The organism is Listeria cornellensis FSL F6-0969 (assembly GCF_000525855.1).
GTDB lineage: Bacteria > Bacillota > Bacilli > Lactobacillales > Listeriaceae > Listeria_A > Listeria_A cornellensis.
Window position 1 is genome coordinate 16054 of the sequence record NZ_AODE01000037.1, and the last position, 20546, is coordinate 36599.

Here is a 20546-nt window from a genome sequence, read left to right on the forward strand (position 1 = left end):
AGATGTATATTTCGGCAAGGACGAGACTTATTTTGGAGCAGCTTTTAATGAGCCATGAACCTGTAGCAACGACGGATTTGGCGGAATATATGGATGTGAGTGAGCGAACAATTAGGCGTGATTTGAAGGAAGTGGAGGCTGTTCTTGGTTCATATCAGTTGGCTTTGGAACGCAAGGATGCGAAGCTTTCGGTGTTTGGATCGGAGTCTAGTCGCCAAGCCTTCAAGTGGCAATTGCTCGATCTTTCTTACAATGAATTCACACCGATGGAACGGCAGCAGTTTATTTTAAAAACGTTATTAAAGGAAAATGAACCGGTAAAATTAATCGCGCTAGCCAATGATCTCAATGTGACGATATCAACGGTCAGCAGTGATTTAACAAAGCTTGAGGACGAGCTAACTGGGCGTGCGGAGATTGAGCGTAAACGTGGTTATGGCGTGAAGTTGATCGCCGAGGAAGCGATGAAACGGGCGTTGCTTAGTGATTTAATTGCGACGACGGGTTCGAAAAATTCGCTGTTCCAATTGTTTCAGCAACAAAAGCAAGATGAAATCGAGATGTTAGCGGACGATCGTTTGCTACATGTGATTGATAATGTGCTGATTCAAAAAGTAGAGGAAAATGTGCGGACGTGGCGCAAGGATTTGGCGTACGAGATTACGGATGAAGCGTATTTGACGCTCGTTGTGCATATTTCAATTTCGGTGGAACGGATGGTCAGCGGGAACTATTTGCAGGAGATGAAACCTGAACAGGAGTATTTTCGGAATTTTCCAGAATTCACAGTGGCGAAAGAATTGTTGGCTGCTTGCTTGGATATGGAGCCGTTTGTCGTGCCAGATGGCGAAGCGCTTTATGTGACGATGCATATTCGCGGAGCCAAGGCGCAGGATGAGTCGGGGATTTTCTCGGGAAATGAGAATGTGCAGGCGGTGACGATTGCGAAACGTTTGATCTCAAAAGTGGAGGCCGAGCTTGGTAGTTCTTTTCAGGAGGCGGCGTTACTTAGTGGATTGACAGCGCATTTACGACCGGCGTTACGCAGACTGGATCAGAATATGCGCATTCACAACCCGTTGATTAAAACGATTAAGCACGATTATCCGTCACTTTTCCAAATTGTGCGGGTAGCGTTTCGTGAAATTTATCAGCAAACGGAAGTGCCAGACGAGGAAATTGGTTACTTGGTTTTGCATTTTGGTGCCGCGTTATTACAGAAAAATGAGAGTCGGGTGTTTTCGGGTCTGGTCGTTTGTTCGAGTGGGATTGGGACATCGAAAATGTTGGCAACACGCTTGAAACAGGCGTTACCGCAGCTCAAAGATTTGCAGAATGTGTCGTTGTTTGAGGTGTTGAATCATCGGAATACGCGACATTTTGACGTGATTGTGTCGACGATTGATTTAGGAAAAGTGGATTTTGAGTATTTCTTGGTGAGTCCAATGTTGACGGAGCGGGAAATTTCGCAAGTGGAGGTTTTTCTGAAGCAGAAGGAAATGTTTGTGCCGCAAAAGGCGCCGCGGGAACAAGAGGAGCAGATGACGTTGCTTGAGGCGGTGCATCGTTTGGAAAATCAGCAGGAGTATATGAACACGGTTTTAGCGATTTTAAAAGGGTTTCAGGTCGCGAAGATGGAGGAGACGCAGCATAATTTGGAAGATACGTTGCGCGCAGTTTGTATGGCGATGTTTGAGCAGGAGCGGGATATCCAAGTGGAGATATTGCTCCGGTCATTACTAGAACGGGAAAAGTGGAGTGGTTTTGGCATTCCTGAGACGAGGCTTGCGTTGTTTCATGTCCGAAACGAGTTTGTGCATCAGCCGGTTTTTCAGATTTTCTCATTACAGGACGCGGTCGATGTACCGGCGATGGGTGGGGGAAACGTGGCAGCGACAACCTTACTCGTTTTGTTAGCACCGGAAAAATTGGCGCCACAGGGACTCGAAGTCATGAGTTTTATAAGTGGGATGGCGATTGAAAATGAAGAAACGACGCGGCTGTTGGAATCGGGGAATGGCGCGGAAATCACGACTTTTGTGATTAGTAGGTTGAACCAATTTTTAGATGATATGAGGAGGAAATAGGGATGGTAGCATTAAATAGTCAAGATATCGCTTTAAAACAAGCGTTTAGCACGAAGGAAGAGGCGATTACGGCCGCGGGACAGTTGTTGGTGGATCAAGGCTACGTGGAGGCGTCTTATATTGAGAAGATGAAAGAGCGTGACGCGATGACGACGACGTTTATCGGGAATATGGTGGCGATTCCGCATGGTACGGATGATTCGCGGGATATGATTAAAAACTCGGGAATCGTTATTTTACAAGTACCAGACGGTGTTTCGTTTGATGGCAATGAAGTGAAAGTTTTAATCGGTATTGCTGGTGCTGGCGGGGAACACATGGATTTACTTAGCAGTATTGCGATTGTTTGCTCGGAAGAAGAAAATGTGGCGCAAATCGTCGCTGCGGAGTCTAAACAAGCGATTATGGACTTTTTTGAAGGGAGCGAAAGCGCATGATCGCCGTACATTTTGGTGCTGGGAATATTGGACGCGGTTTTATTGGACAGTTGCTACATGAGGCAAAGTACCATGTCACGTTTGTGGATGTGAACAAGACGGTTGTGGATGCATTAAACGAGAAGCAGCAGTATCATGTCATTTTAGCGGATGATTCGCAGCAAGTGGACTTGATTACAGATGTAAGCGCGATTAATAGTCAGGAAAATCCAGAGCAGGTTATCGCGACCATTTTGGAGACGGAGCTTGTAACGACTGCTGTTGGGCCAACGATTTTACCGTTTATTGCGAAAACGTTGGTGGTCGCGATTAAAGCAAGAACGGCGATCCAAAAACCACTGATTATTATGGCGTGTGAAAATATGATTGGTGCTTCTGCATCGCTTCAAGAGAGTGTTTACGCGGAATTGACGGATGCTGAGAAAAAATACGCGGACGAATTCGTGTCATTCCCGAACGCTGCGGTGGATCGTATTGTACCAAATCAAACACACGATGACCCGTTAACGGTTCTAGTAGAGCCATTTTATGAGTGGGTTGTTGAGGAAAGTGCCATTAAAGGTGCCTCACCGAGCGTTCCAGGGATTACTTACGTGGCAGACTTGACGCCATATATTGAGCGCAAATTGTTCACCGTAAACACGGGGCATGCGGTAACGGCCTATATCGGTCATATGAAAAATATTGATTCTATTGAGGCCGCAATCCAGAATGACAAAGTTCTATTCGCTGTCCGTAGCGCGCTCGAAGAAACTGGTGCACTGCTAGAAAAGAAATTCGACTTTGCTCATAAAGAACATCAAGCTTATATTGACAAAATTATTGAAAGATTCAAAAATCCTCATATTTCAGATTACGTGTCGCGTGTTGGTCGATCGCCAATGCGTAAATTAGGGCCAAATGATCGTTTTGTCCAGCCCGCGCGTCAATTTGTGGAGGCTTTTAATGAAACGCCAAAAGCGCTTGCTGATGCTATTGCTGCTGCTTTGCGTTTCAATGATCCAGATGACATAGAAGCTGTAGAATTACAAGCTCTCGTTGCCGCGGTTGGGCTTGAAAAAGCGATTGCGGATGTAACAGGAATCGAGAGTTACTCCAAACTGTTTGAGAAAGTGAAGGATTCTTATTTAAAATTAGCCTGATGTCATACAATATGTTACACTCTCTTTAAAAAGAGGAGGTAGCAACAATGGAGCAATTAAAGCAAACAGTACGTCAATTTGTCGAGGCGCGCGGCTGGGAAGGGCAATATGCCTTGAAAAAAGATTTAGCTTTGTCCCTCACGCTTGAAGCAAGCGAACTACTCGAATGTTTCCAATGGAAAACAAGTGAGGAGGCCGTGACGGCGAACCGCGCGGGAATTTTAGATGAATTGGCAGATGTTTTTATTTACGCGATTCAAATGGCTGATTCGATGGATGTGAGTATTGAGACAATTGTAAAAGAAAAGCTGATTAAAAACGCAAGGAAATATCCGGCAAAGAGTATCTGACACAAAAGGATACTCTTTATTGTCTTTTTTTTACTTTTTTTTTTTAAATGTTCACTGCTTCGTCATGGATTATATTTTTTAGACCTGATATACTAGAAGAGGATAGCTATAAACGATGAGGCGAATCTGAAAATCAACATTTAGGAAAGTGGGAAGAGAAATATGGGGAAAGTAACAATTGGTATTGATATTGGCACCGCTAATATTAGTATCTACTCAGACATGGAGAAAATGATTTTTCATGAGCCTACAGTTTTAGCATATGATACGAAAAAAAAATAAAGTTTTAGAAATTGGCCATGAAGCAAAAGAATTGGCAGAGAAGACACCGGGCTCGATTGTTGTCCTTAGTCCACTACAGGGCGGTATTATTGCCGATTTTGATATGACATTACGGTTGATGAAGAAAGTAGAAGGCCGTGTTAGCGCGATTACTGGTAAGCGTTTTAAGCAGATGGATTTGATTGTTTCGCTGCTTCCAGGAGCTACTAATATTGAACGTCAAGCGATTGGAGACATCTTGTTTTCACTGGGAGTCAAGTCGCTTTATTTTATAGAAGGATCGCTCGCCGCAACGATGGGTGCGGGTTTACCGTTCGAGAAGCCTATTGCAAACGTGATTGTGGACATCGGCGCTGGCAAAATTTCAACATCGCTTGTTTCCTATGGTGGCATCGTTACGAGTGCAACATTGCGCAAATCGGGTGACGAACTCGATCGTGATATCGCCCAGCTTGTTCGCAATAAGTATAACGTTCTAATTGGCTTGGAAACGGCAGAACAAGTGAAATGGCAACTGCATTGTGATACGTCTGTGGAAGAGAAGTCTATTGAGATTGAGGGACGCGATTTAGTCACAGGTTTCCCTATTACGATTAAAGTCCCAGCTACTGAATTTCAAGAAGAGATTGATGAATTTTTGAAACGTATTTTGAGCGTGGTGCAGTCGACATTAGAAACGAGTCCGCCGGAACTGAGCGGAAACATCCGTGCAAGTGGCTTAACACTAACTGGCGGTGGCGCATTACTGGAAGGTTTGCCAGAGTGGTTGCATAGCCAAATTATGGTACCTATTCATATGGCGCCAGCACCGTTCGAGTCCGTAGCGCTTGGAACGAGTATGGCAGCGGAACATTTAGATCGACTGATAAATATTGAAAAAGTAACAGCACGATAAAAAAGTAGCGATCCACATCACCATGGATCGCTACTTCTTTGTATTTTACAAATCATCTATATGAATAAGAACGATTATTTTTCCTTTTGGAACGAACCATGAATAGGATGCCCAGTACGAAGAGAACAATGGATACGAGACAAACGATAAAGCCAATAATCCCAACGATACTAAACGATATACCAACACCAACGATGCCTAAAATAAGCAGAATTAAACCGATAAATTTCATTAAAAAACTCCTTTCTATATGAATATGTAATCTATTATACAGAAAAAAGCAAGAAATATTAAGTGACTTTTGGCATGGAATGAAAAATTTAATGCACTAAACAATATATTAAACATTAGCTGTTTTTCGAGTTGGAATAGCGATTATCGTGTTAGTTCAAGCGATTCTCCTTCATTTTTGTTTAGTAAGTAAAACATTCTTTGCTTTCACTCTGTATTCTCGGTAAGATGGAAAGGATTAAACGAGAAAAGGGGATAAGGCATGAAGGATTATATTGTGGACCGCTCTTATAAGGCGTCGATGGGGATAGCAAACGCGGTTTTAGTAACGCTGGGCATGGGTTTATTATTACAAACGATAGGACAGATGGTCGGTTTTACATGGTTAACGGAAATTGGAGCTGTCGGAAAATTATTATTGATTCCTGGGCTTGGCGTGGGAATTGCGATATGTCTTGGTGCGAATACGCTTGTTGTGATTAGCGCTGCGGCTGCATCTGTTATTGGTGGAGGCGCGATATTAGCGCTTGAAAATGGTGGGTTTTCGATTATTGGCGGTGAGCCGATTGGTGCGATTTTAGCCGTTATTGTGGCGGTGTGGGTCGGGAAACGTGTGACTGGCAAAACAAATTTCGATATGATTTTAATTCCTGCGGCGGCTTTGCTTGCTGGTGGGATTAGCGGACTGCTGTTTTCGAAGATTATGGCGCCTGTTTTGACGTCGGTGAGTGGTGGGATAACGTCGCTTGTAGACGGATCGCCAATTCTTTCGTCGATGGTGATTGCGCTAGTGTTCGCTATTTTGATTCTGAGCCCGGCTTCATCGGCAGCGCTGGCGATTGCCTTACAACTGGATCCGACGGCGAGTGCAGCGGCATTGATAGGCTGTTCGGTACAGTTTGTTTCCTTTGCGGTGCTAGGATTCCGGGATAATAATTGGGGCGCGTTTTTTGCGCAATTGATTTGCACGCCAAAATTGCAGACGCCAAACATTATTAAGCGGCCGGTAGTCATGATTGTGCCACTTATTTCAGCGGTTATCGCAAGCCCAATCGGTGTCCTTGTTTTTCATTTGCAAGCATCAGCAGAGGTCGCAGGACTTGGTTTATGCGCCTTTGTTGCCCCGCTGTTCTTGATTGCGAATTACGGTTGGTTATCCTTCGGTGCTTTCTTGATCGTCGCGGTTGTGATACCAGCAGTGATTGCTCTCGTAGCTCGGCCGTTCTTGTTGCGATCGTCTTGGCTGCGGAGTGGGGATTTACGAGTCGAATTAGAATAACAAAAAGAGGATGAAGTAGGAAGTGACCTGTTAAAGGGTCATAACCTATTCATCCTCTTCTCTCGTGATGTGCCGGAATTTGCCTGAGTAATTGGTTTAAATAAATCGGAATACGATAGAATATCTAAAAATAGTTGGTAGATAGAATTGGAAAATCTAGATATTTACTAGACAACTTTGGACTAGTAAATAGGACTACCGTGTAACTAAGTTTAGAATTCAATGGTTGAATACGAAACTTTTTCGCGAGCTATATTAAAAAGTGAGGTAAAACAATATTTTAATATAGTTGGAGCGACGTATCGAGATTCCGTATTCCTTGCCTTACGAGTGGATAAAACTCTTGACGCGACCTTTTCATTTACCGTGGTCTTCCTCAAGCTCCCGTCAGACTGACCAATCACTTGAAAACTTCCTTCACCAGACGATATCCGACTATAGCAAAGTTAAGGTATCTCTATCCATACACCTATATGCACTAAAAGTGAGACAAAACATATAGATTACTCGCACGATATTCATTAAAAACAAATATCGCTTTCGTTAACGAGAATTGGGAAAAGTGAGATACGAATAACTTGTGCAAACAATAATCAGTGGATAATCGAATTTTTAACTACACATTTCAAACGTTCATCTTAAATACGGGCTGCTCCGACAATGTCATTGGTTAACTTACTAAACTGACCTTTGGCTCGTGTGGCTAATTTGTCCTTTTCACCTATAAGCTTGTTCTTCAGTCTGTGCGATTCTGTCATCCAATCACCCTCTATCGCTTTGATACTATACATTAGCCTCTTTTCGCAAAGTTGAAACATAATTAGTAAAAAATGATACATTAGGAATATGCTAAAGTGATTACGTGTGGTAAAACGAGCCAATTTTAATGGTCGAAAGTAATTGAATTTAGAGGGAAAGCGCCATAAAAATATCATCTACATACTCGCCATTGATAATAAATTCGTTGCGAAGATGGCCTTCTTTTTGGAAACCATGTTTCGTATAAAATTGGATGGCTTTTTCATTTGTTGATAGAACGCGTAAAGAGATTTTTTTTCTTGTTTTCGGCTTTAGCGATACGGTATAATTCCTCCATAAGTGCGGAGCCGACGCCGTGTTTTTGGAAATCGGGATGTACGGCGATATCTAGTGTCCAAACGTGTTCGTTACTTTTTAGTGGAATCGGTGAGTGGTAGCCTAGAATACCAGCGATTTGTCCGTCGATTTCGGCAATTACTTTAGCGCCAGGTGGGTTTTTTAGCAGGTATTCGGCATCCGTGTTGTAATGAATTTCGCCTGGTGTTGTTCCAGCGGTCCAAACGAGATGCTCGAGTTCAATCATTCCCGTAGCATCTTGTTTTGTTGATTTTCTGATTAACATGATAAAACCTCTTTTCTAGTCGCGTTTCGCATATTTTAAGGATGTTTTCCAAGTTTTAAATAGACCGTCGTTCGTATAAAGAAGTACGTTGCCGCGGTAAAGTCGGATGGCTAGCCAGAACGCGAGGGCGTTGGTCAGGACAAGGATACCGAGTGAGATGAAGATACCGGTGGCGTCGACGGCGAGCAGGTCCATTCGGGCAAGCATCATCATCGGTGAGAATGTCGGCACGTAAGAACCGATCACGACAAGCATGTTATTTGGTGCATTAGCTGCTGCAATTGAGCCCCAGTAGCCAATGATGGCAAACATCGTCATCGGATACATGAATTGTGATACGGTCTCGACATTTGGTGCCATGGAGCCGATAATGGCTGAAAGCAGGATATAGAGTAGTAAGCCAAGCACGACGAACAGGATATTTAGAATGAGATAATACGTCGGGAATTGAGCTAGTTGGTCTAGTATGCCTTGAATCATCTCGGTGTTTTTACCGCCAATCATGACGACTGCAATACAGAGCCCGTAAAAAGCAATCTGGGTGAGCAACATGAGTAAAATCGCGGTCAGTTTAGCCATTAAGTGAGTCGTGGACGAGACGCTGGATAAAATGATTTCCATAATCCGTGTGCCTTTTTCGTTTGCGATTTCTGATGCTACAATGCTGGCATAGCTCATCACGAAGATGAAAATAACGAGTGTCAACATCAAAATCGCTGCGCTCATTGCTTCTTTTTGACTGTTGGTTAATTGATCATTGGATAGCAACTCATTTTTGATGGGAACTGGTGTGGTGAGGCTCGCGAGTTGTTTTTCTGTGATATTGTATTCTTTGATTTTCTGTTGCAGTGTCACGCTTGTAATGTCGTTTTGTAGGGCGGTGATGAGGGCGTTTCCTGCTGTTTCTTGAGATGTATAGACGGCTTTGACTTCGTTGCCAAGTGGTGTAATCGTTACGAAACCTTCGATGTCACCAGTTGTCAGTGCTTTTTTTGCTTTCTTCTGGGTTTCGATTTTTTTTGTCGACTTTGAAATTGGCTTTATCTGCGGAAATGGCCATTGAAAAAGCTGGATTTTCAGAGATTATGGCGATTTTTGTTGGTTCGTCACCGCCGCCGAAGTAGTCGACAATTTTTGGCAGGGCAAAGATAACCGCGCCGATAAGTAGTGGAAGAAGTAGTGAGATTAGGAATGATTTCGTTTTGACGCGGCGTTTGTAGACTTGTGATGTTATGACCCAGAATTTACTCATTCTTCTCACCTGCTTTCCATTTGAAAATTTCTTCGAGCGTTGGTGGCTCTAAGCTAAACATCGGAATGAAGCCGTCTTTGGTGACAAAATCGAATACGGTATTGGCATCGGACTCTTCTGCTAAGTGAACGATGCGAATGCCTTTGTGGTTCTCGATTTGTGTGACGCCGGGTAGGGCTGCCAGGGCTTCTGTTGGATGCGGCGAGTCGAGCATGATGCGTTTGCGGCCAAAACTATTTTTGACGTCTTCGGATTTACCGCGTAACACTGTTTTTCCTTGTTTTAGCATCACGAGGGAGTCGCATAGTTCATCAACGTTTTCCATGCGATGACTTGAGAAAATAATCGTTGCGCCGTCTGCTTTTAGGTCGAAAACGAATTTCTTCAGGATTTCGGCGTTGACTGGATCAAGGCCGCTGAATGGTTCGTCGAGAATAACCAGTTTGGGACGGTGAATAATCGTGCTAATCAGTTGAATTTTTTGCTGATTTCCTTTGGATAGCGTTTTGACAAGATCGGTCTTTTTGCCGACAATTTCCGCGCGATCCATCCAAAGGTCGATTTCTGGCTTGATTTTAGCGCGAGAATAGCCTTTTAACTCCGCGAAAAAGGTGATTTGGTCCTCAATCGTGACGTTGGGATAAAGGCCGCGTTCTTCTGGAAGGTAGCCGATGATGTCCGTGTTTATTTTGGTGATGTCTTGGTTGTCCCAGAGAATTTCGCCGCTATTTGGATGTAAGAAATTAAGAATAAGGCGGAATGTTGTTGTTTTTCCAGCTCCGTTTTGGCCGATTAAGCCAAGAATTTCGCCTTCGTTAATCTGGAAATGTAAATCATCGACGGCTGTTTTTGCGCCGAATTGTTTGGACACGTTATTGACTTGTAACATGTGGATATCAGCTCCTTTTTTGTTTTTTTTTACAGTAGCTCTTCTTTTTGATGCGTTCTTTCGTTGATGTAGGCATCGAGCATTTGCCAGTCGCGCAATGTCGGGTTGGTATTCCAGACGAGTTGCGGAACGGTGCTACGGGGCAATGGCAAGTCGGTAATGATGAAATCGGCTTGTGGATGGCCACTACCAACGATAATAAGCTGTTGCGCGGAATAGCGCGAGCGAATCGTTTTCTTCACAAGATCCTCCCATAAAAAGCCGTTTTGTGAGAAAATTTTAGCGGTTAATACAGCAGGACGTGTCGTTCGTTCCATCGCGGTTTGGATGCTTATTCCAATACGATACATCAGGACATCGTGATTCTCGCGCAAGTAGGCATAAATGGGTTGTTGTGCGAAGGTTTGAAAAATAGTCGCAATCTGTTGTTCTAAATCAGGGGATAAAACGTGCTCTTCCTTGATCAAAAAACGCTCTTGTGCCAGGAATAGTGGACTTTCAACGGCATGAAACATGGAAAAGGTGTCGATGAGGCTGACCATTAAATCGTCTGCGTCCCAGCCAATTTTCGGCAACATATTAAAAATGGTTTCGACAAGCCGATAGGTCACTGGGTTTGCGTTTTTACATGTTTCGATTCGTATCGTTTTAGATTTTTCGGAATTGTAGGATTTAGAACAAAAGAAAATACAGGATAAGATGAAAATCGATTCGGATTCAGAAATCTCGATATGCGTTGCATCAGCTAGTATTTGAAAAGATTCAGCGAGATTGCTGCGCTCATTATATATTTCCCATGTGTTAGTCGTTCTTTCACCGCGCGAATCGATAGGATAACCGCGTTTGATACGAGTGAGGGAAAGACCGACCCAAGCCGCGTATTGAATTTTGGCTGCTGGCGAGAAGTATATATCTAATTTTCGCATAATATCTTCAATAAAGCCATCGATAATTTCCCAGCTGATATCGATGAAAAACAGGTCTTGGGCGGGATAGGCGTTGAAGAATAAGTCATAAAATAGGAATCGGATTTGCGATTCTTTGCCAAGGAGATGGAGCGGTTTATTTTCGAGTTGCAGGTGGATTGATTTTAAATAGCGATGAACGGGTGTTAGTTTACGGTAGATGGTTGCTGGGCTGACGAAATTTTCTTGACACCAGACAGCGAGCGAGATCTCTTTTTCATCGTAAATATCATAGCAAAGTCGGAACAAATAGGTTTCTGAAAAGAAGGAGGAGAACAGATGGATAAAATTCTCATCGAATGGTTTTTCTAGAAGAAAGCCTTCGTTTGTGTTGATAAGTCGCCATTTTTCGGGTAGGGAGTTTTCTAGATTTTTAATTTCACGGGCGAGCGTTTTTTTGGAACAGCGCACAAGTTTGCAAATTTCTTGGCGATCCCAGGTTTTGTGGTCGGATAAAAGGACTTTGATGATAAGCAGTTGGCGTTCTTTGTCTTTTTCTAAAATACCGTTCATGGTGATATCATCCTTTCTCGGTTTATCAAACTTCTTATTTTTGCTGTTCTTCAAAGACAACTTTGAGAGAGCCAGCTCTTTTTTAGTTGTTGTATATGGTTTACAATGAATAGAGATAGTAATAAGCGAAAAAGCAAGGTAATGACTATGATTCTAAACAATGATTGCGTAGCGGATGAGATTTATGCGTCTATAAAAAGGGCGGTTCTTTGCCAAAAATACAAAATTGGTGACACGATTGAGGTGCAAAATTTGGCAGCTGAATTTGGTGTGTCGAGTCATATTGCGGGGCAGGCACTCCAATTGTTATGTCAAAGAGGTCTGTTGAATCAGCTTACGGACGATATGTATGACGTGAAAGAAACGCATAGCAAAGAGTTTTATTACTCTGGTCGGTTTCAAATCATGTTTTTGAATATGGAATACATTATCCAGCGATTAAAAGAAACGCACATCCCTATTGTGAAGAGTCCACTGATTATACATGTAGAAGCGATGAAGGTCGGAGTTCAGAATCGGGATTATGCAACTTATATTGATGCATGTGAGGGGTTCTATTTGGAACTCTGTAAACAAGCGAATATGAGCATTTTAGGCAAGAGTTTGAGAACCATTAATGAGCAACTAACGGCATTTGATGACATATTTGGTAAGAAATTTTTGTTGACGTCATCTATATGCACGGTTGAAGCGGTGGAACTTATCATGGCTGCATTAGAAGAACGTGATTATGATGAGGCAATCCATGTTGTGCAGCAATTGTATCATTATTATATTTCATTGTTGGTAGATTAGGCTAACTCCTCTTAATAGTAGCGCTTTCGGCGAGATAATGCTATTAAAAAATGCGATTTGCGGGGAATATTTTTATTTGGAGATAAAACGACTTTTTGATGTGGGAGGGTTGCATCGGAAAGTTGGTTTTTTATGTTGGGAAATCGGGAGCAGGGATGTGTTGTGGAATGACAGCGCACATCGAAAAAATCGCTACCAATTACGGTAACGAGTTGGTGCTTATTGCGATGATTCGTGGAATTGGGATGACAGAATTTAGCGGACAATTGCGCGGTTTTCATTTGGATAGTAACAGATAAATAGGTCGAATAAAAAGTCATGTTTAGTTAAGCGTTAAGCATGATTTTTTATTCGACTTATTTTTTAGGCCTCGTTCTCTTCACCGATAAGAAGTACGCGGGCATTAAAGATAACACGGCCTTCTTCCATCAATTGTTGTAAGTGAGCTGTCAGTGTACTAAGACTAACACCAGCATAATTCGCAATCATTTTTCTTGAAAAATATCTTGGTAATTCAATCATACCTTGATCATCGGCTTTCGGATTGTAACGCGTCGCTAATGTGTGGATGAACGCTGCAACCCTTATTTTTCGTGTCTAAAGTTGCTTGGATTTGCTTCTTCTCTAAACGGCGCTGAATCGTTTGTAGCATGTGGTAATGCTGTAATTGAATCTCTGAGCTCTCTGCAATTTTGTTAAATACATCACTTTGTGCAAATCTCCAAACCGTCACTTCGTCTGTCAAAGCTTTTCCAAATAGTTGGCTAGAGTAGATGTTGTAATCTAGTAAATCACCTTCGCCAGCAAAGTCAATCGCTACATTTGTGTTGGAGAAGATACCGGCAACACCAGCTACAATAACAAAGATATAAGGCGTGTTGTTCGTTGCTGTCAATTCGATTTTGTCGTTCTTCTTTAATTCTAATCTTTCCTTGGCGATATCTGACTCGAGTAAAGAAGTAAGGAACTTCCCAGCTTGTATCTTTGTATCTAATGCTTCGCTTTTTGCTAATGTATTTGTTTTCATATTATCTCCTCCTACGATTTTTTATGGCGCTTCGTTCGCTGCTCTATAACCATTAAACCATGAATACTAGTTTTGCGACATTCATAATTGTCATCGGAATGGACAGAAATGAAAAAAAATGATTTTTATGGAATCTAAGGACGAAAAAAAGGGTAGTATTATAATATGTGATAAAAGTCAGAGAAAGTATGAAAAATGGTGCAAATCTCATTGTATTTTTATTTTTCTCTGATATAATCTGGACATGAATAGAAGATATAGAGTTATGGCAGTGCCATTCTAAAGCGAAAAGGATCTGGTGAGATGGAAAATAAAACGAAAACACCAGCAGGTTTAACTTCTAATGAGGTTGCCGAGCGAGTAAAACATGGACAGGTCAATCATGCACTCAAGCCGTTAACGCGCAGTGTGCTTGGAATTATACGGGATAATACATTTACGCTGTTTAATATGATAAATGTGGTTATCGCGAGCTTTATTATTCTCGTGGGAAGCTATCAAAATCTGCTGTTCCTTGGTGTCGCGCTCTGCAATACAGCAATGGGGATTTTTCAGGAGATCCGGGCGAAGCGGAATATCGATAAGCTAACGATTCTGACGCAGGCGAAGGTGAAGGTCATGCGCGATGGCGAACTTTGTGAAATGGAGCAGGACGAGCTTGTGCTTGGTGATGTGATGGTTTTGAATCGCGAAGACCAAATTTGTGCGGATGGGATGATTTTTCAAACGGATGGCTTGGAAGTCGATGAATCGCAGCTAACGGGTGAAGCCGAGCCTGTTGTGAAAGGCGCGGATGATTACGTGATGTCTGGGAGCTACATCGTCAGTGGGCAAGCGTATGTGAAGGTTTCTGCTGTCGGAGAACATAGTTTTGTGTCGAAAATTTCGATGGAAGTCAAGCAGGAGAAGCGGCCAGATAGTGAGTTAATCCGCTCGATTAAGAAAATTATCAAAGTATTGACGTTTATCATTATTCCGATTGGTCTAGCGCTGTTTTTCTCGAAGTATTTTCAAGGATTGCCACTGAAGGAATCGGTGCTCGGGACTGCAGCCGCGATGATTGGGATGATTCCAGAAGGGCTCGTACTGTTGACGAGTATCGCGCTTGCGGTCGGGGTTATCAACTTGGCGAAGCAGAAAGTACTCGTGAAATCGATGCCGTGTATTGAGACATTGGCGCGTGTGGACGTGCTCTGTTTGGATAAAACGGGGACGATTACAGATGGGAAACTAGATGTGACGGATATCGTGTTGAAGCATCCGCGCGTGACGTCTTCGCAGATTGATGCTAGTGTTGGCGCCATTGTTGGCTCGCTTTCGGATAATAATGCGACCAGTATTGCGCTCGGGAAACATTTCACAGAGAATCCAGAATGGGAAATTGAGAAGCGAATCCCGTTTTCCTCCGCGCGTAAATGGAGCGGTTGTAGTTTTACGGAAAAAGGAACGTTTTTGATTGGTGCTCCAGAGTTTATTTTCAGAGATTTATCTGTGGAAAATCGGCAGGAATTAGATGACTACGCGAATCAAGGTTTTCGAGTTTTGGCCGTAGCGCATTCTTTGAAAACATTGACAGAAAGCGTTTTGCCGGAACAATGTGAGTTGTTAGCCTTCATTTTGATTGCGGATAATATTCGTGCGGAGGCGCCAGATACGTTCGCCTTTTTCGCCGCGGAAGGTGTGTCGATTAAGGTTATTTCAGGAGACAATCCGGTGACAGTTTCCAATGTCGCGGTTCGTGCGGGGATTGCGAATGGTGATAAATATATTGATATGAGCGAAGTCGCTGAGGATGCTGATTTGTTGCCGATTATCGAAGCTTATACGGTTTTTGGCCGCGTAACGCCGCATCAAAAGAAAGATTTGATTAACGCGTATAAAAATCAGGGACATACGGTTGCCATGACGGGTGATGGTGTCAATGATGTGCTTGCTTTAAAAGAAGCCAATTGTAGCATCGCGATGGCAGAAGGTAGTGACGCCGCACGTAGCGTTTCCGATTTTGTCTTGCTATCGAATAATTTTGACTCGATGATTGGCGTGATGCGCGAAGGTCGACGTGTTGTCAACAATATTGAGCGTGTGGCATCGCTGTACCTCATCAAAACGATGTATTCGACGGTACTGGCACTCGCGTTTATTTTCCTGGCAGGCGCGTACCCATTCCAACCGATTCAGTTAAGCCCAATCTCGGCGCTAACCGTTGGGATTCCGTCATTTTTCTTGGCGTTAAAACCGAACTACGACCGCATCAAAGGGCAATTTTTACACAAAGTATTACAAACATCCGTGCCGGCAGCGACATGCGTCATCACGTATATCATGCTTATTCTCGGTTTCGGCAACATGCTTGGCCTAAGCTTCGCGCAAACATCGACCATGAACGTGATGTTAACAGGCGCAACATGCTTCGTCGCATTAATCAGCGTTGGACACCCGTTCGGACGCAAAACAAAAGTACTTGTAGTAACAATGATGGCCGCATTTGTCTGTCTGTTCTTATTCGGTGGCAAGCTCTTCTCGCTCGTATCCATTTTCGATTGGCAAATGATGCTCATCTATGTACCACTACTCGTTTCCTGTGGTCCGCTATATTGGTTTATTCGCCACATGATTATGCGATTCAGCTGGGCGGGTGCGAAAGATTAAGTGTGGACCATAGCCTAAATAAATCGGCGACAAGCGCCCGCATTCAGGGGATTTGGCAGACTTCCGGTACTGCTACGCAATACTTGCTACGCTTAACTTCTTGCATGGTCGAGGAAACTACCCTCTCCCGGCTTTCAGTCATCACATACACAAGTATGCGCAGCTCTCCGGCTTCCACCAAATTCCCTGAATACAAGCGCTTTCGCTCGATTTGTATAAAGCAGGATTCACGTCCTACCCGAAAAAAATGGGCTTGTGATTCTCTGCTTATTTTGCGTCAAAAAATTCATTATATAACGCATGTACTGCTTTTTTCTCTTGGTCTTCCTTCACGCCAAACATGATGCTGACCTCGGATGACCCTTGGTTAATCATCTCGATATTGACGTGCGCCTCAGACAAAGCTTTCGAAGCACGCGCTGTAGTCCCAACATTGTGCTTCATCGCCTCACCAACGACCATCACAAGCGCGATACCGTGCTCAATAATGACTTCATCAGACGCCAGCTCATTTTTCAAGCGATCTAACACGGTTATTTCTGTTTGGCGATCCATCTGATTTTCCCGCAAAATAATCGTCAAATCATCAATCCCGGAAGGCATATGCTCATACGTCAAGCCCACGTCCTCTAAAATCTCCAACACTTTGCGACCAAATCCAATTTCACGGTTCATCAAATATTTTGTGATATAAATACTGCAAAAACCGCCATCACTCGCAATCCCGACAACAGGCCCATTCGTATTTTCTCGATGATGAATCACACGCGTACCAGGCAATTCCGGGCGATTCGTATTTTTAATTTGCACAGGAATCCCAGCTTGGAATGCCGGAACGAGCGCCTCATCGTGGAATACCGAAAACCCCGCGTAAGACAGCTCGCGCATTTCCCGATATGTCAGCTCTACAATCGCCCTCGGGTTTTGCACAATGGAAGGATTTACCGCATAAACCGCGTCGACATCCGTGAAATTCTCATAAACCTCCGCTTTCACACCATTCGCCACAATCGCCCCTGTAATATCCGAACCACTACGTGAAAATGTACTGATTTCGCCATCCTTCGTATAACCAAAGAAACCTGGGAAAACAACAATCCCGTCGCGTTCCAACAACTTGTACAGGTTATCATAACTCTCCGGCAAAACCTGCGCATTTCCCGGCTCATCCGTCACAAACAGCCCAGCATCTTTCGGGTTTACATAGTGCGCCTCCGTACCTTGACTGCGGAAAAACGCGGCAATCAATTTTGCATTATTATCCTCGCCACTCGCCTTAATCCGGTCCATGTAGCGATCGGGATTCGTCTTATCCGAGTTCAGAAGCTCCTTGAAATCTCGCGTAATGCGCGCCATGACTTCTTCGCCAAGGCCAAGTTCCTCCGCAATCGAGGCGTAGCGAGACAAGACTTCTTGCTCCAAATCTACTGCTGTTTCCCCTAATAGTTGTTTCGCCCCACAATCAATTAATAAATCCGTCACCTTCACATCATCTGCAAAACGCTTACCAGGAGCTGATACAACAACGAACTTTCGCTTCGAATCTCCTACCACGATTTTGTATACTTTTTGTAGTTGCGCAGCCGAAGCCAGCGAACTTCCGCCGAATTTAATAACTTTCATTTTTCACACTCCCGATTTCATTCATTTAAAAAACGACTAGCCCATATTATCTATCCATTATGAACGTTTTTGCAAGAAAAAACAATATGTTTTTAGAATTATTAAAATTTATTTAATAGGAAGTTACATCAAACTGGTAGCTCGCTTTTTCACGATCAGCTATTCCAGCAACAAAACGCTCCCAATCTCTTAATAAAAACAACATAAATTCGTCACAAATCTACAACATGAAGCAGAAATCCTGTATTTTTTATAAACTCCCCCCATGATACACTCCTCTTGTAGCGAAGAAATAATTCCTTCAGACCTACACTAACACAAGAGGAGGGCAGCGACGTATCAAAAAAAATAAAACCATAAAAAGGAGAATATAAATAATGAAACAGAATGTGAAAAAAATCGCAATCGCCTTGGTTGCGACAAACGTATTAGCAAGCACCATTATCACAACATTACCAGCAGTAGAAACACAGGCAGCAGAGCAAAAATTAACAGCCAACTTGAAATCTAGCACAGGAGCGCTATTGGATGATGTCGTATATACCACTCCTGGTGATGTACAAGTAACGGGTCGCGTACCGAGTGGCGCTGGAAAACAAGTAACAATCGAATACTTTAGCAGGATGGATGGTCACATTATTAATACCTATTCAACTACCGCAGATACTCTTGGAAATTATGCCCAAAAAGTTAGCGGACCAACTGGTGAAGTGAATACGGCGGGCGTACGTGTAACCTTTGATAACGGGGCAATAACTACTTCAAGTGTATATTATGGTAAAAGCATGTCTAGCATTCAATTGGACCCAGTCAAGGCTGGGGATACTCAAATATCAGGAACCTATGTAGGACACCCTAATACTTCAATCATGTTAAATATGGCATGGAGTAGTAGTGCTGGTCTGAATGGAACAACAAACGCCCTTGGTAAATTTTCTTTTAATCTGAATAGTCCCTATTATACACCGGTGCCAGCGCTAGATAATGGAAACGCTGCATTCGCGATTATCGATACATCGTTAAATGCTTCTATTTGGTTTCCATTATTTGAAAAAAGCCTCACTGGAACACCTCCCGTATCCTTTAACGTAACCGGCTTAAATACAGCACCCATGATTGGCGCTACTGGCACCATGACAACCAGCGTTTTACCAGTAGCAGCGAATCAAGGAGTGACATATTCCTCTAGTAACCCCGCTGTTATGAAAGTCAACGTAGATGGCTCTTGGTCTGCTTTAGCAAATGGAACAGCGAACGTCATTGTGACTTCTATTTCCAATGCAGCGATTTCAAGAACCATCCCAGTAACAGTTGAAGACAATTCACCCGCTGCACGTGCTGCTGTCAATAATCTATTCAGCGATGCACCAACCAACACGAAATTAAAAGACACGACAACACAAGCGATGATTGATGCCGCAAGCGCGCTCGTAGAAGCCCTACCAGCCGGTGCAACGAAAACCGAACTACAAGGCGATATAACAACAGCGAACACCCTCTTCAACGCGATTGTTCAAACAACGATTGGCGCTTTGACAACCGATTCCACAACCGTTTCTGGTAAAGGCGAACCTAACAGCGACATCGTCATCAAAAACGGCACAACAACGATTACTTCGGGTAAAACAGACAGCGCTGGAAACTACAGCTTCATTATCACCAAACAAGCAGCTGGTTCTACCATCACAGCTACCGTAACAAAAGCATCCAACAACAAAACATCTACAGCGAGCACTAAGATCGCAGATGATACAATCGTTCAAACAACGATTGGTGATTTGACCATTGACTCCACCACTGTTTCTGGTAAAGGCGAAGCTAACAGCGACATTGTCATCAAAAACGGGTCAACAACGATTACTTCTGGTAAAACAGACAGCGCTGGGAATTACAGCTTTATTATCGCCAAACAAGCAGGCGGTTCTACGATTACAGCGACAGTAACGAAAGCATCGAACGGTAAAACCTCCACAGCGAGTACACTCATCCCAGATGATGCGATCGTTCAAACAACGATTGGCGATTTGACGACCGATTCCACAAGCGTTTCCGGTAAAGGCGAACCTAACAGCGACATCGTCATCAAAAACGGTATAACAACCATCGTTTCTGGTAAAACAGATAGCGCTGGGAATTACAGCTTTATTATCGCCAAACAAGCAGGCGGTTCTACGATTACAGCGACAGTCACCAAAGCATCGAACGGTAAGACATCCACGGCGAGCACTAAAATCGCCGATGACGCGATCGTGCAAACAACGATTGGCGCCCTAACAACCAGTTCTACTTCCGTTTCCGGTAAAGGAGAACCTAACAGCACCATCGTGATCAAAAACGGCACGACAACGATTGCATCTGGTCAAACAGACAGCGCTGGTAACTACAGCTTTATCATCGCCAAACAAGCCGGCGGCTCTACGATTACAGCGACAGTAACCAAAGCATCGAACGGTAAAACATCGACGGCAAGCACCACCATCCCAGACGTGAAAGATTACGCCCTGACAGCCAACAGCTATAAAATTGGTACGGCGAATCTAACAGGAACGTACGGCAAGGATATCGCGAAAGTACGTCTTTTCGTGAATGATCAACTGATCGTCCAAGCCACCACCAGCAATGGTACCTTCACGTTCGCGAACATCGCTAGCTTTATCACCAAACCAACCGACAAAGTCGAAGTCGTAGGTGTTGATAGTGCTTATGTCGAACGCGCACGCAAAACCGTTACGGTGACAGGTACTGCTGT

Annotated in this window: 17 protein-coding genes and 2 pseudogenes; 11 read left to right on the top strand and 8 right to left on the bottom strand. The window is 43.5% G+C overall.

Features of this window, described 5'->3' with window-relative positions; genetic code table 11:
• Positions 1–2: 2 nt before the first annotated feature.
• The 6 genes from PCORN_RS14185 to PCORN_RS14205 all read left to right on the top strand — a co-directional run bounded on the left by PCORN_RS14185 (position 3) and on the right by PCORN_RS14205 (position 5193).
• Positions 3–2087 carry a BglG family transcription antiterminator gene (locus PCORN_RS14185; RefSeq protein ID WP_036081875.1) on the top strand — a complete coding sequence of 695 codons (2085 nt, stop codon included), beginning with the start codon at positions 3–5 and terminating at the stop codon, positions 2085–2087.
• Between the two features lie 2 nt (positions 2088–2089).
• A complete protein-coding gene (locus PCORN_RS14190; RefSeq protein WP_036081876.1) occupies positions 2090–2524 on the top strand; it encodes a PTS mannitol transporter subunit IIA in 435 nt (144 codons plus the stop codon).
• Positions 2521–3666, top strand: coding sequence for a mannitol-1-phosphate 5-dehydrogenase (locus PCORN_RS14195; protein ID WP_036081877.1), 1146 nt, complete (start codon positions 2521–2523; stop codon positions 3664–3666). Before PCORN_RS14190 ends, PCORN_RS14195 begins: the two co-directional genes overlap by 4 nt.
• A gap of 47 nt (positions 3667–3713) precedes the next feature.
• Positions 3714–4016 carry a nucleotide pyrophosphohydrolase gene (locus PCORN_RS14200; RefSeq protein WP_036081878.1) on the top strand — a complete coding sequence of 101 codons (303 nt, stop codon included), beginning with the start codon at positions 3714–3716 and terminating at the stop codon, positions 4014–4016.
• 162 nt (positions 4017–4178) lie between these two features.
• Positions 4179–4298: a rod shape-determining protein gene (locus PCORN_RS19085; protein WP_149024371.1), complete on the top strand. Its 120-nt coding sequence runs from the start codon at positions 4179–4181 to the stop codon at positions 4296–4298.
• Entirely contained in the window at positions 4279–5193 is a 915-nt protein-coding gene (locus PCORN_RS14205) for a rod shape-determining protein (protein ID WP_051999505.1), read from the top strand. Before PCORN_RS19085 ends, PCORN_RS14205 begins: the two co-directional genes overlap by 20 nt.
• A gap of 52 nt (positions 5194–5245) precedes the next feature.
• On the opposite strand, the gene PCORN_RS14210 is transcribed toward PCORN_RS14205, so the two are convergent.
• Positions 5246–5425 (bottom strand): hypothetical protein, encoded by a 180-nt coding sequence (locus PCORN_RS14210; RefSeq protein WP_036081879.1) that lies wholly within the window; start codon positions 5423–5425, stop codon positions 5246–5248.
• A 261-nt stretch (positions 5426–5686) separates the two neighbouring features.
• Here PCORN_RS14210 and PCORN_RS14215 point away from each other — a divergent pair, with 261 nt between their 5' ends.
• Entirely contained in the window at positions 5687–6703 is a 1017-nt protein-coding gene (locus PCORN_RS14215; protein ID WP_036081880.1) for a PTS sugar transporter subunit IIC, read from the top strand.
• Positions 6704–7609: 906 nt separating this feature from the next.
• Here PCORN_RS14215 and PCORN_RS14220 read toward each other — a convergent pair.
• The 4 genes and pseudogenes from PCORN_RS14220 to PCORN_RS14235 all read right to left on the bottom strand — a co-directional run bounded on the left by PCORN_RS14220 (position 7610) and on the right by PCORN_RS14235 (position 11703).
• Positions 7610–8084: pseudogene (locus PCORN_RS14220) on the bottom strand (N-acetyltransferase family protein).
• 15 nt (positions 8085–8099) lie between these two features.
• Positions 8100–9336 (bottom strand): annotated as a pseudogene (locus PCORN_RS14225) (ABC transporter permease).
• A complete protein-coding gene (locus PCORN_RS14230) occupies positions 9329–10225 on the bottom strand; it encodes an ABC transporter ATP-binding protein (protein ID WP_036081881.1) in 897 nt (298 codons plus the stop codon). The pseudogene PCORN_RS14225 and the gene PCORN_RS14230 overlap by 8 nt, the downstream one beginning before the upstream one ends.
• Before the next feature lie 29 nt (positions 10226–10254).
• Positions 10255–11703: an AcpB/EbpR/MafR family transcriptional regulator gene (locus PCORN_RS14235; protein WP_036081883.1), complete on the bottom strand. Its 1449-nt coding sequence runs from the start codon at positions 11701–11703 to the stop codon at positions 10255–10257.
• Positions 11704–11844: 141 nt separating this feature from the next.
• On the opposite strand from PCORN_RS14235, the gene PCORN_RS14240 reads away from it, so the two are divergent.
• Both PCORN_RS14240 and PCORN_RS20930 read left to right on the top strand, forming a co-directional pair.
• Positions 11845–12498, top strand: coding sequence for a GntR family transcriptional regulator (locus tag PCORN_RS14240; protein ID WP_159102606.1), 654 nt, complete (start codon positions 11845–11847; stop codon positions 12496–12498).
• Between the two features lie 167 nt (positions 12499–12665).
• On the top strand, positions 12666–12797 hold the full coding sequence (locus PCORN_RS20930; RefSeq protein ID WP_277620210.1) for a hypothetical protein: 132 nt from the start codon (positions 12666–12668) through the stop codon (positions 12795–12797).
• Positions 12798–12861: 64 nt separating this feature from the next.
• On the opposite strand, the gene PCORN_RS18685 is transcribed toward PCORN_RS20930, so the two are convergent.
• Together PCORN_RS18685 and PCORN_RS14250 are read right to left on the bottom strand one after the other, a co-directional pair.
• Positions 12862–13086: a helix-turn-helix domain-containing protein gene (locus PCORN_RS18685; protein WP_077913929.1), complete on the bottom strand. Its 225-nt coding sequence runs from the start codon at positions 13084–13086 to the stop codon at positions 12862–12864.
• The gene (locus PCORN_RS14250; protein ID WP_036081889.1) at positions 13028–13525 is read right to left on the bottom strand and encodes a hypothetical protein; all 498 of its coding nucleotides are present in this window, start codon (positions 13523–13525) and stop codon (positions 13028–13030) included. Before PCORN_RS14250 ends, PCORN_RS18685 begins: the two co-directional genes overlap by 59 nt.
• 303 nt (positions 13526–13828) lie before the next feature.
• Between PCORN_RS14250 and PCORN_RS14255 the strand changes: the two genes are divergently transcribed.
• Positions 13829–16174: a cation-translocating P-type ATPase gene (locus tag PCORN_RS14255; RefSeq protein ID WP_036081891.1), complete on the top strand. Its 2346-nt coding sequence runs from the start codon at positions 13829–13831 to the stop codon at positions 16172–16174.
• 267 nt (positions 16175–16441) lie between these two features.
• On the opposite strand, the gene PCORN_RS14260 is transcribed toward PCORN_RS14255, so the two are convergent.
• Positions 16442–17797 (bottom strand): aspartate kinase, encoded by a 1356-nt coding sequence (locus PCORN_RS14260; protein ID WP_036081892.1) that lies wholly within the window; start codon positions 17795–17797, stop codon positions 16442–16444.
• A gap of 377 nt (positions 17798–18174) precedes the next feature.
• On the opposite strand from PCORN_RS14260, the gene PCORN_RS14265 reads away from it, so the two are divergent.
• Positions 18175–20546, top strand: a 2372-nt coding sequence (locus PCORN_RS14265) for an Ig-like domain-containing protein (RefSeq protein WP_036081894.1), incomplete at its 3' end; no start/stop codon positions are given.

What these genes read in the sequence shown, in the direction of transcription:
- PCORN_RS14240 (WP_159102606.1), top strand. Translation starts at nt 11,845, where the DNA reads ATGACTATGATTCTAAACAATGATTGCGTAGCGGATGAGATTTATGCG.
- PCORN_RS14215 (WP_036081880.1), top strand. Translation starts at nt 5,687, where the DNA reads ATGAAGGATTATATTGTGGACCGCTCTTATAAGGCGTCGATGGGGATA.
- PCORN_RS14235 (WP_036081883.1), bottom strand. Translation starts at nt 11,703, where the DNA reads ATGAACGGTATTTTAGAAAAAGACAAAGAACGCCAACTGCTTATCATC.
- PCORN_RS14195 (WP_036081877.1), top strand. Translation starts at nt 2,521, where the DNA reads ATGATCGCCGTACATTTTGGTGCTGGGAATATTGGACGCGGTTTTATT.
- PCORN_RS14190 (WP_036081876.1), top strand. Translation starts at nt 2,090, where the DNA reads ATGGTAGCATTAAATAGTCAAGATATCGCTTTAAAACAAGCGTTTAGC.
- PCORN_RS14260 (WP_036081892.1), bottom strand. Translation starts at nt 17,797, where the DNA reads ATGAAAGTTATTAAATTCGGCGGAAGTTCGCTGGCTTCGGCTGCGCAA.
- PCORN_RS14230 (WP_036081881.1), bottom strand. Translation starts at nt 10,225, where the DNA reads ATGTTACAAGTCAATAACGTGTCCAAACAATTCGGCGCAAAAACAGCC.
- PCORN_RS14185 (WP_036081875.1), top strand. Translation starts at nt 3, where the DNA reads ATGTATATTTCGGCAAGGACGAGACTTATTTTGGAGCAGCTTTTAATG.
- PCORN_RS14200 (WP_036081878.1), top strand. Translation starts at nt 3,714, where the DNA reads ATGGAGCAATTAAAGCAAACAGTACGTCAATTTGTCGAGGCGCGCGGC.
- PCORN_RS14255 (WP_036081891.1), top strand. Translation starts at nt 13,829, where the DNA reads ATGGAAAATAAAACGAAAACACCAGCAGGTTTAACTTCTAATGAGGTT.
- PCORN_RS14205 (WP_051999505.1), top strand. Translation starts at nt 4,279, where the DNA reads ATGATACGAAAAAAAAATAAAGTTTTAGAAATTGGCCATGAAGCAAAA.
- PCORN_RS14250 (WP_036081889.1), bottom strand. Translation starts at nt 13,525, where the DNA reads ATGAAAACAAATACATTAGCAAAAAGCGAAGCATTAGATACAAAGATA.
- PCORN_RS20930 (WP_277620210.1), top strand. Translation starts at nt 12,666, where the DNA reads ATGACAGCGCACATCGAAAAAATCGCTACCAATTACGGTAACGAGTTG.
- PCORN_RS19085 (WP_149024371.1), top strand. Translation starts at nt 4,179, where the DNA reads ATGGGGAAAGTAACAATTGGTATTGATATTGGCACCGCTAATATTAGT.
- PCORN_RS14210 (WP_036081879.1), bottom strand. Translation starts at nt 5,425, where the DNA reads ATGAAATTTATCGGTTTAATTCTGCTTATTTTAGGCATCGTTGGTGTT.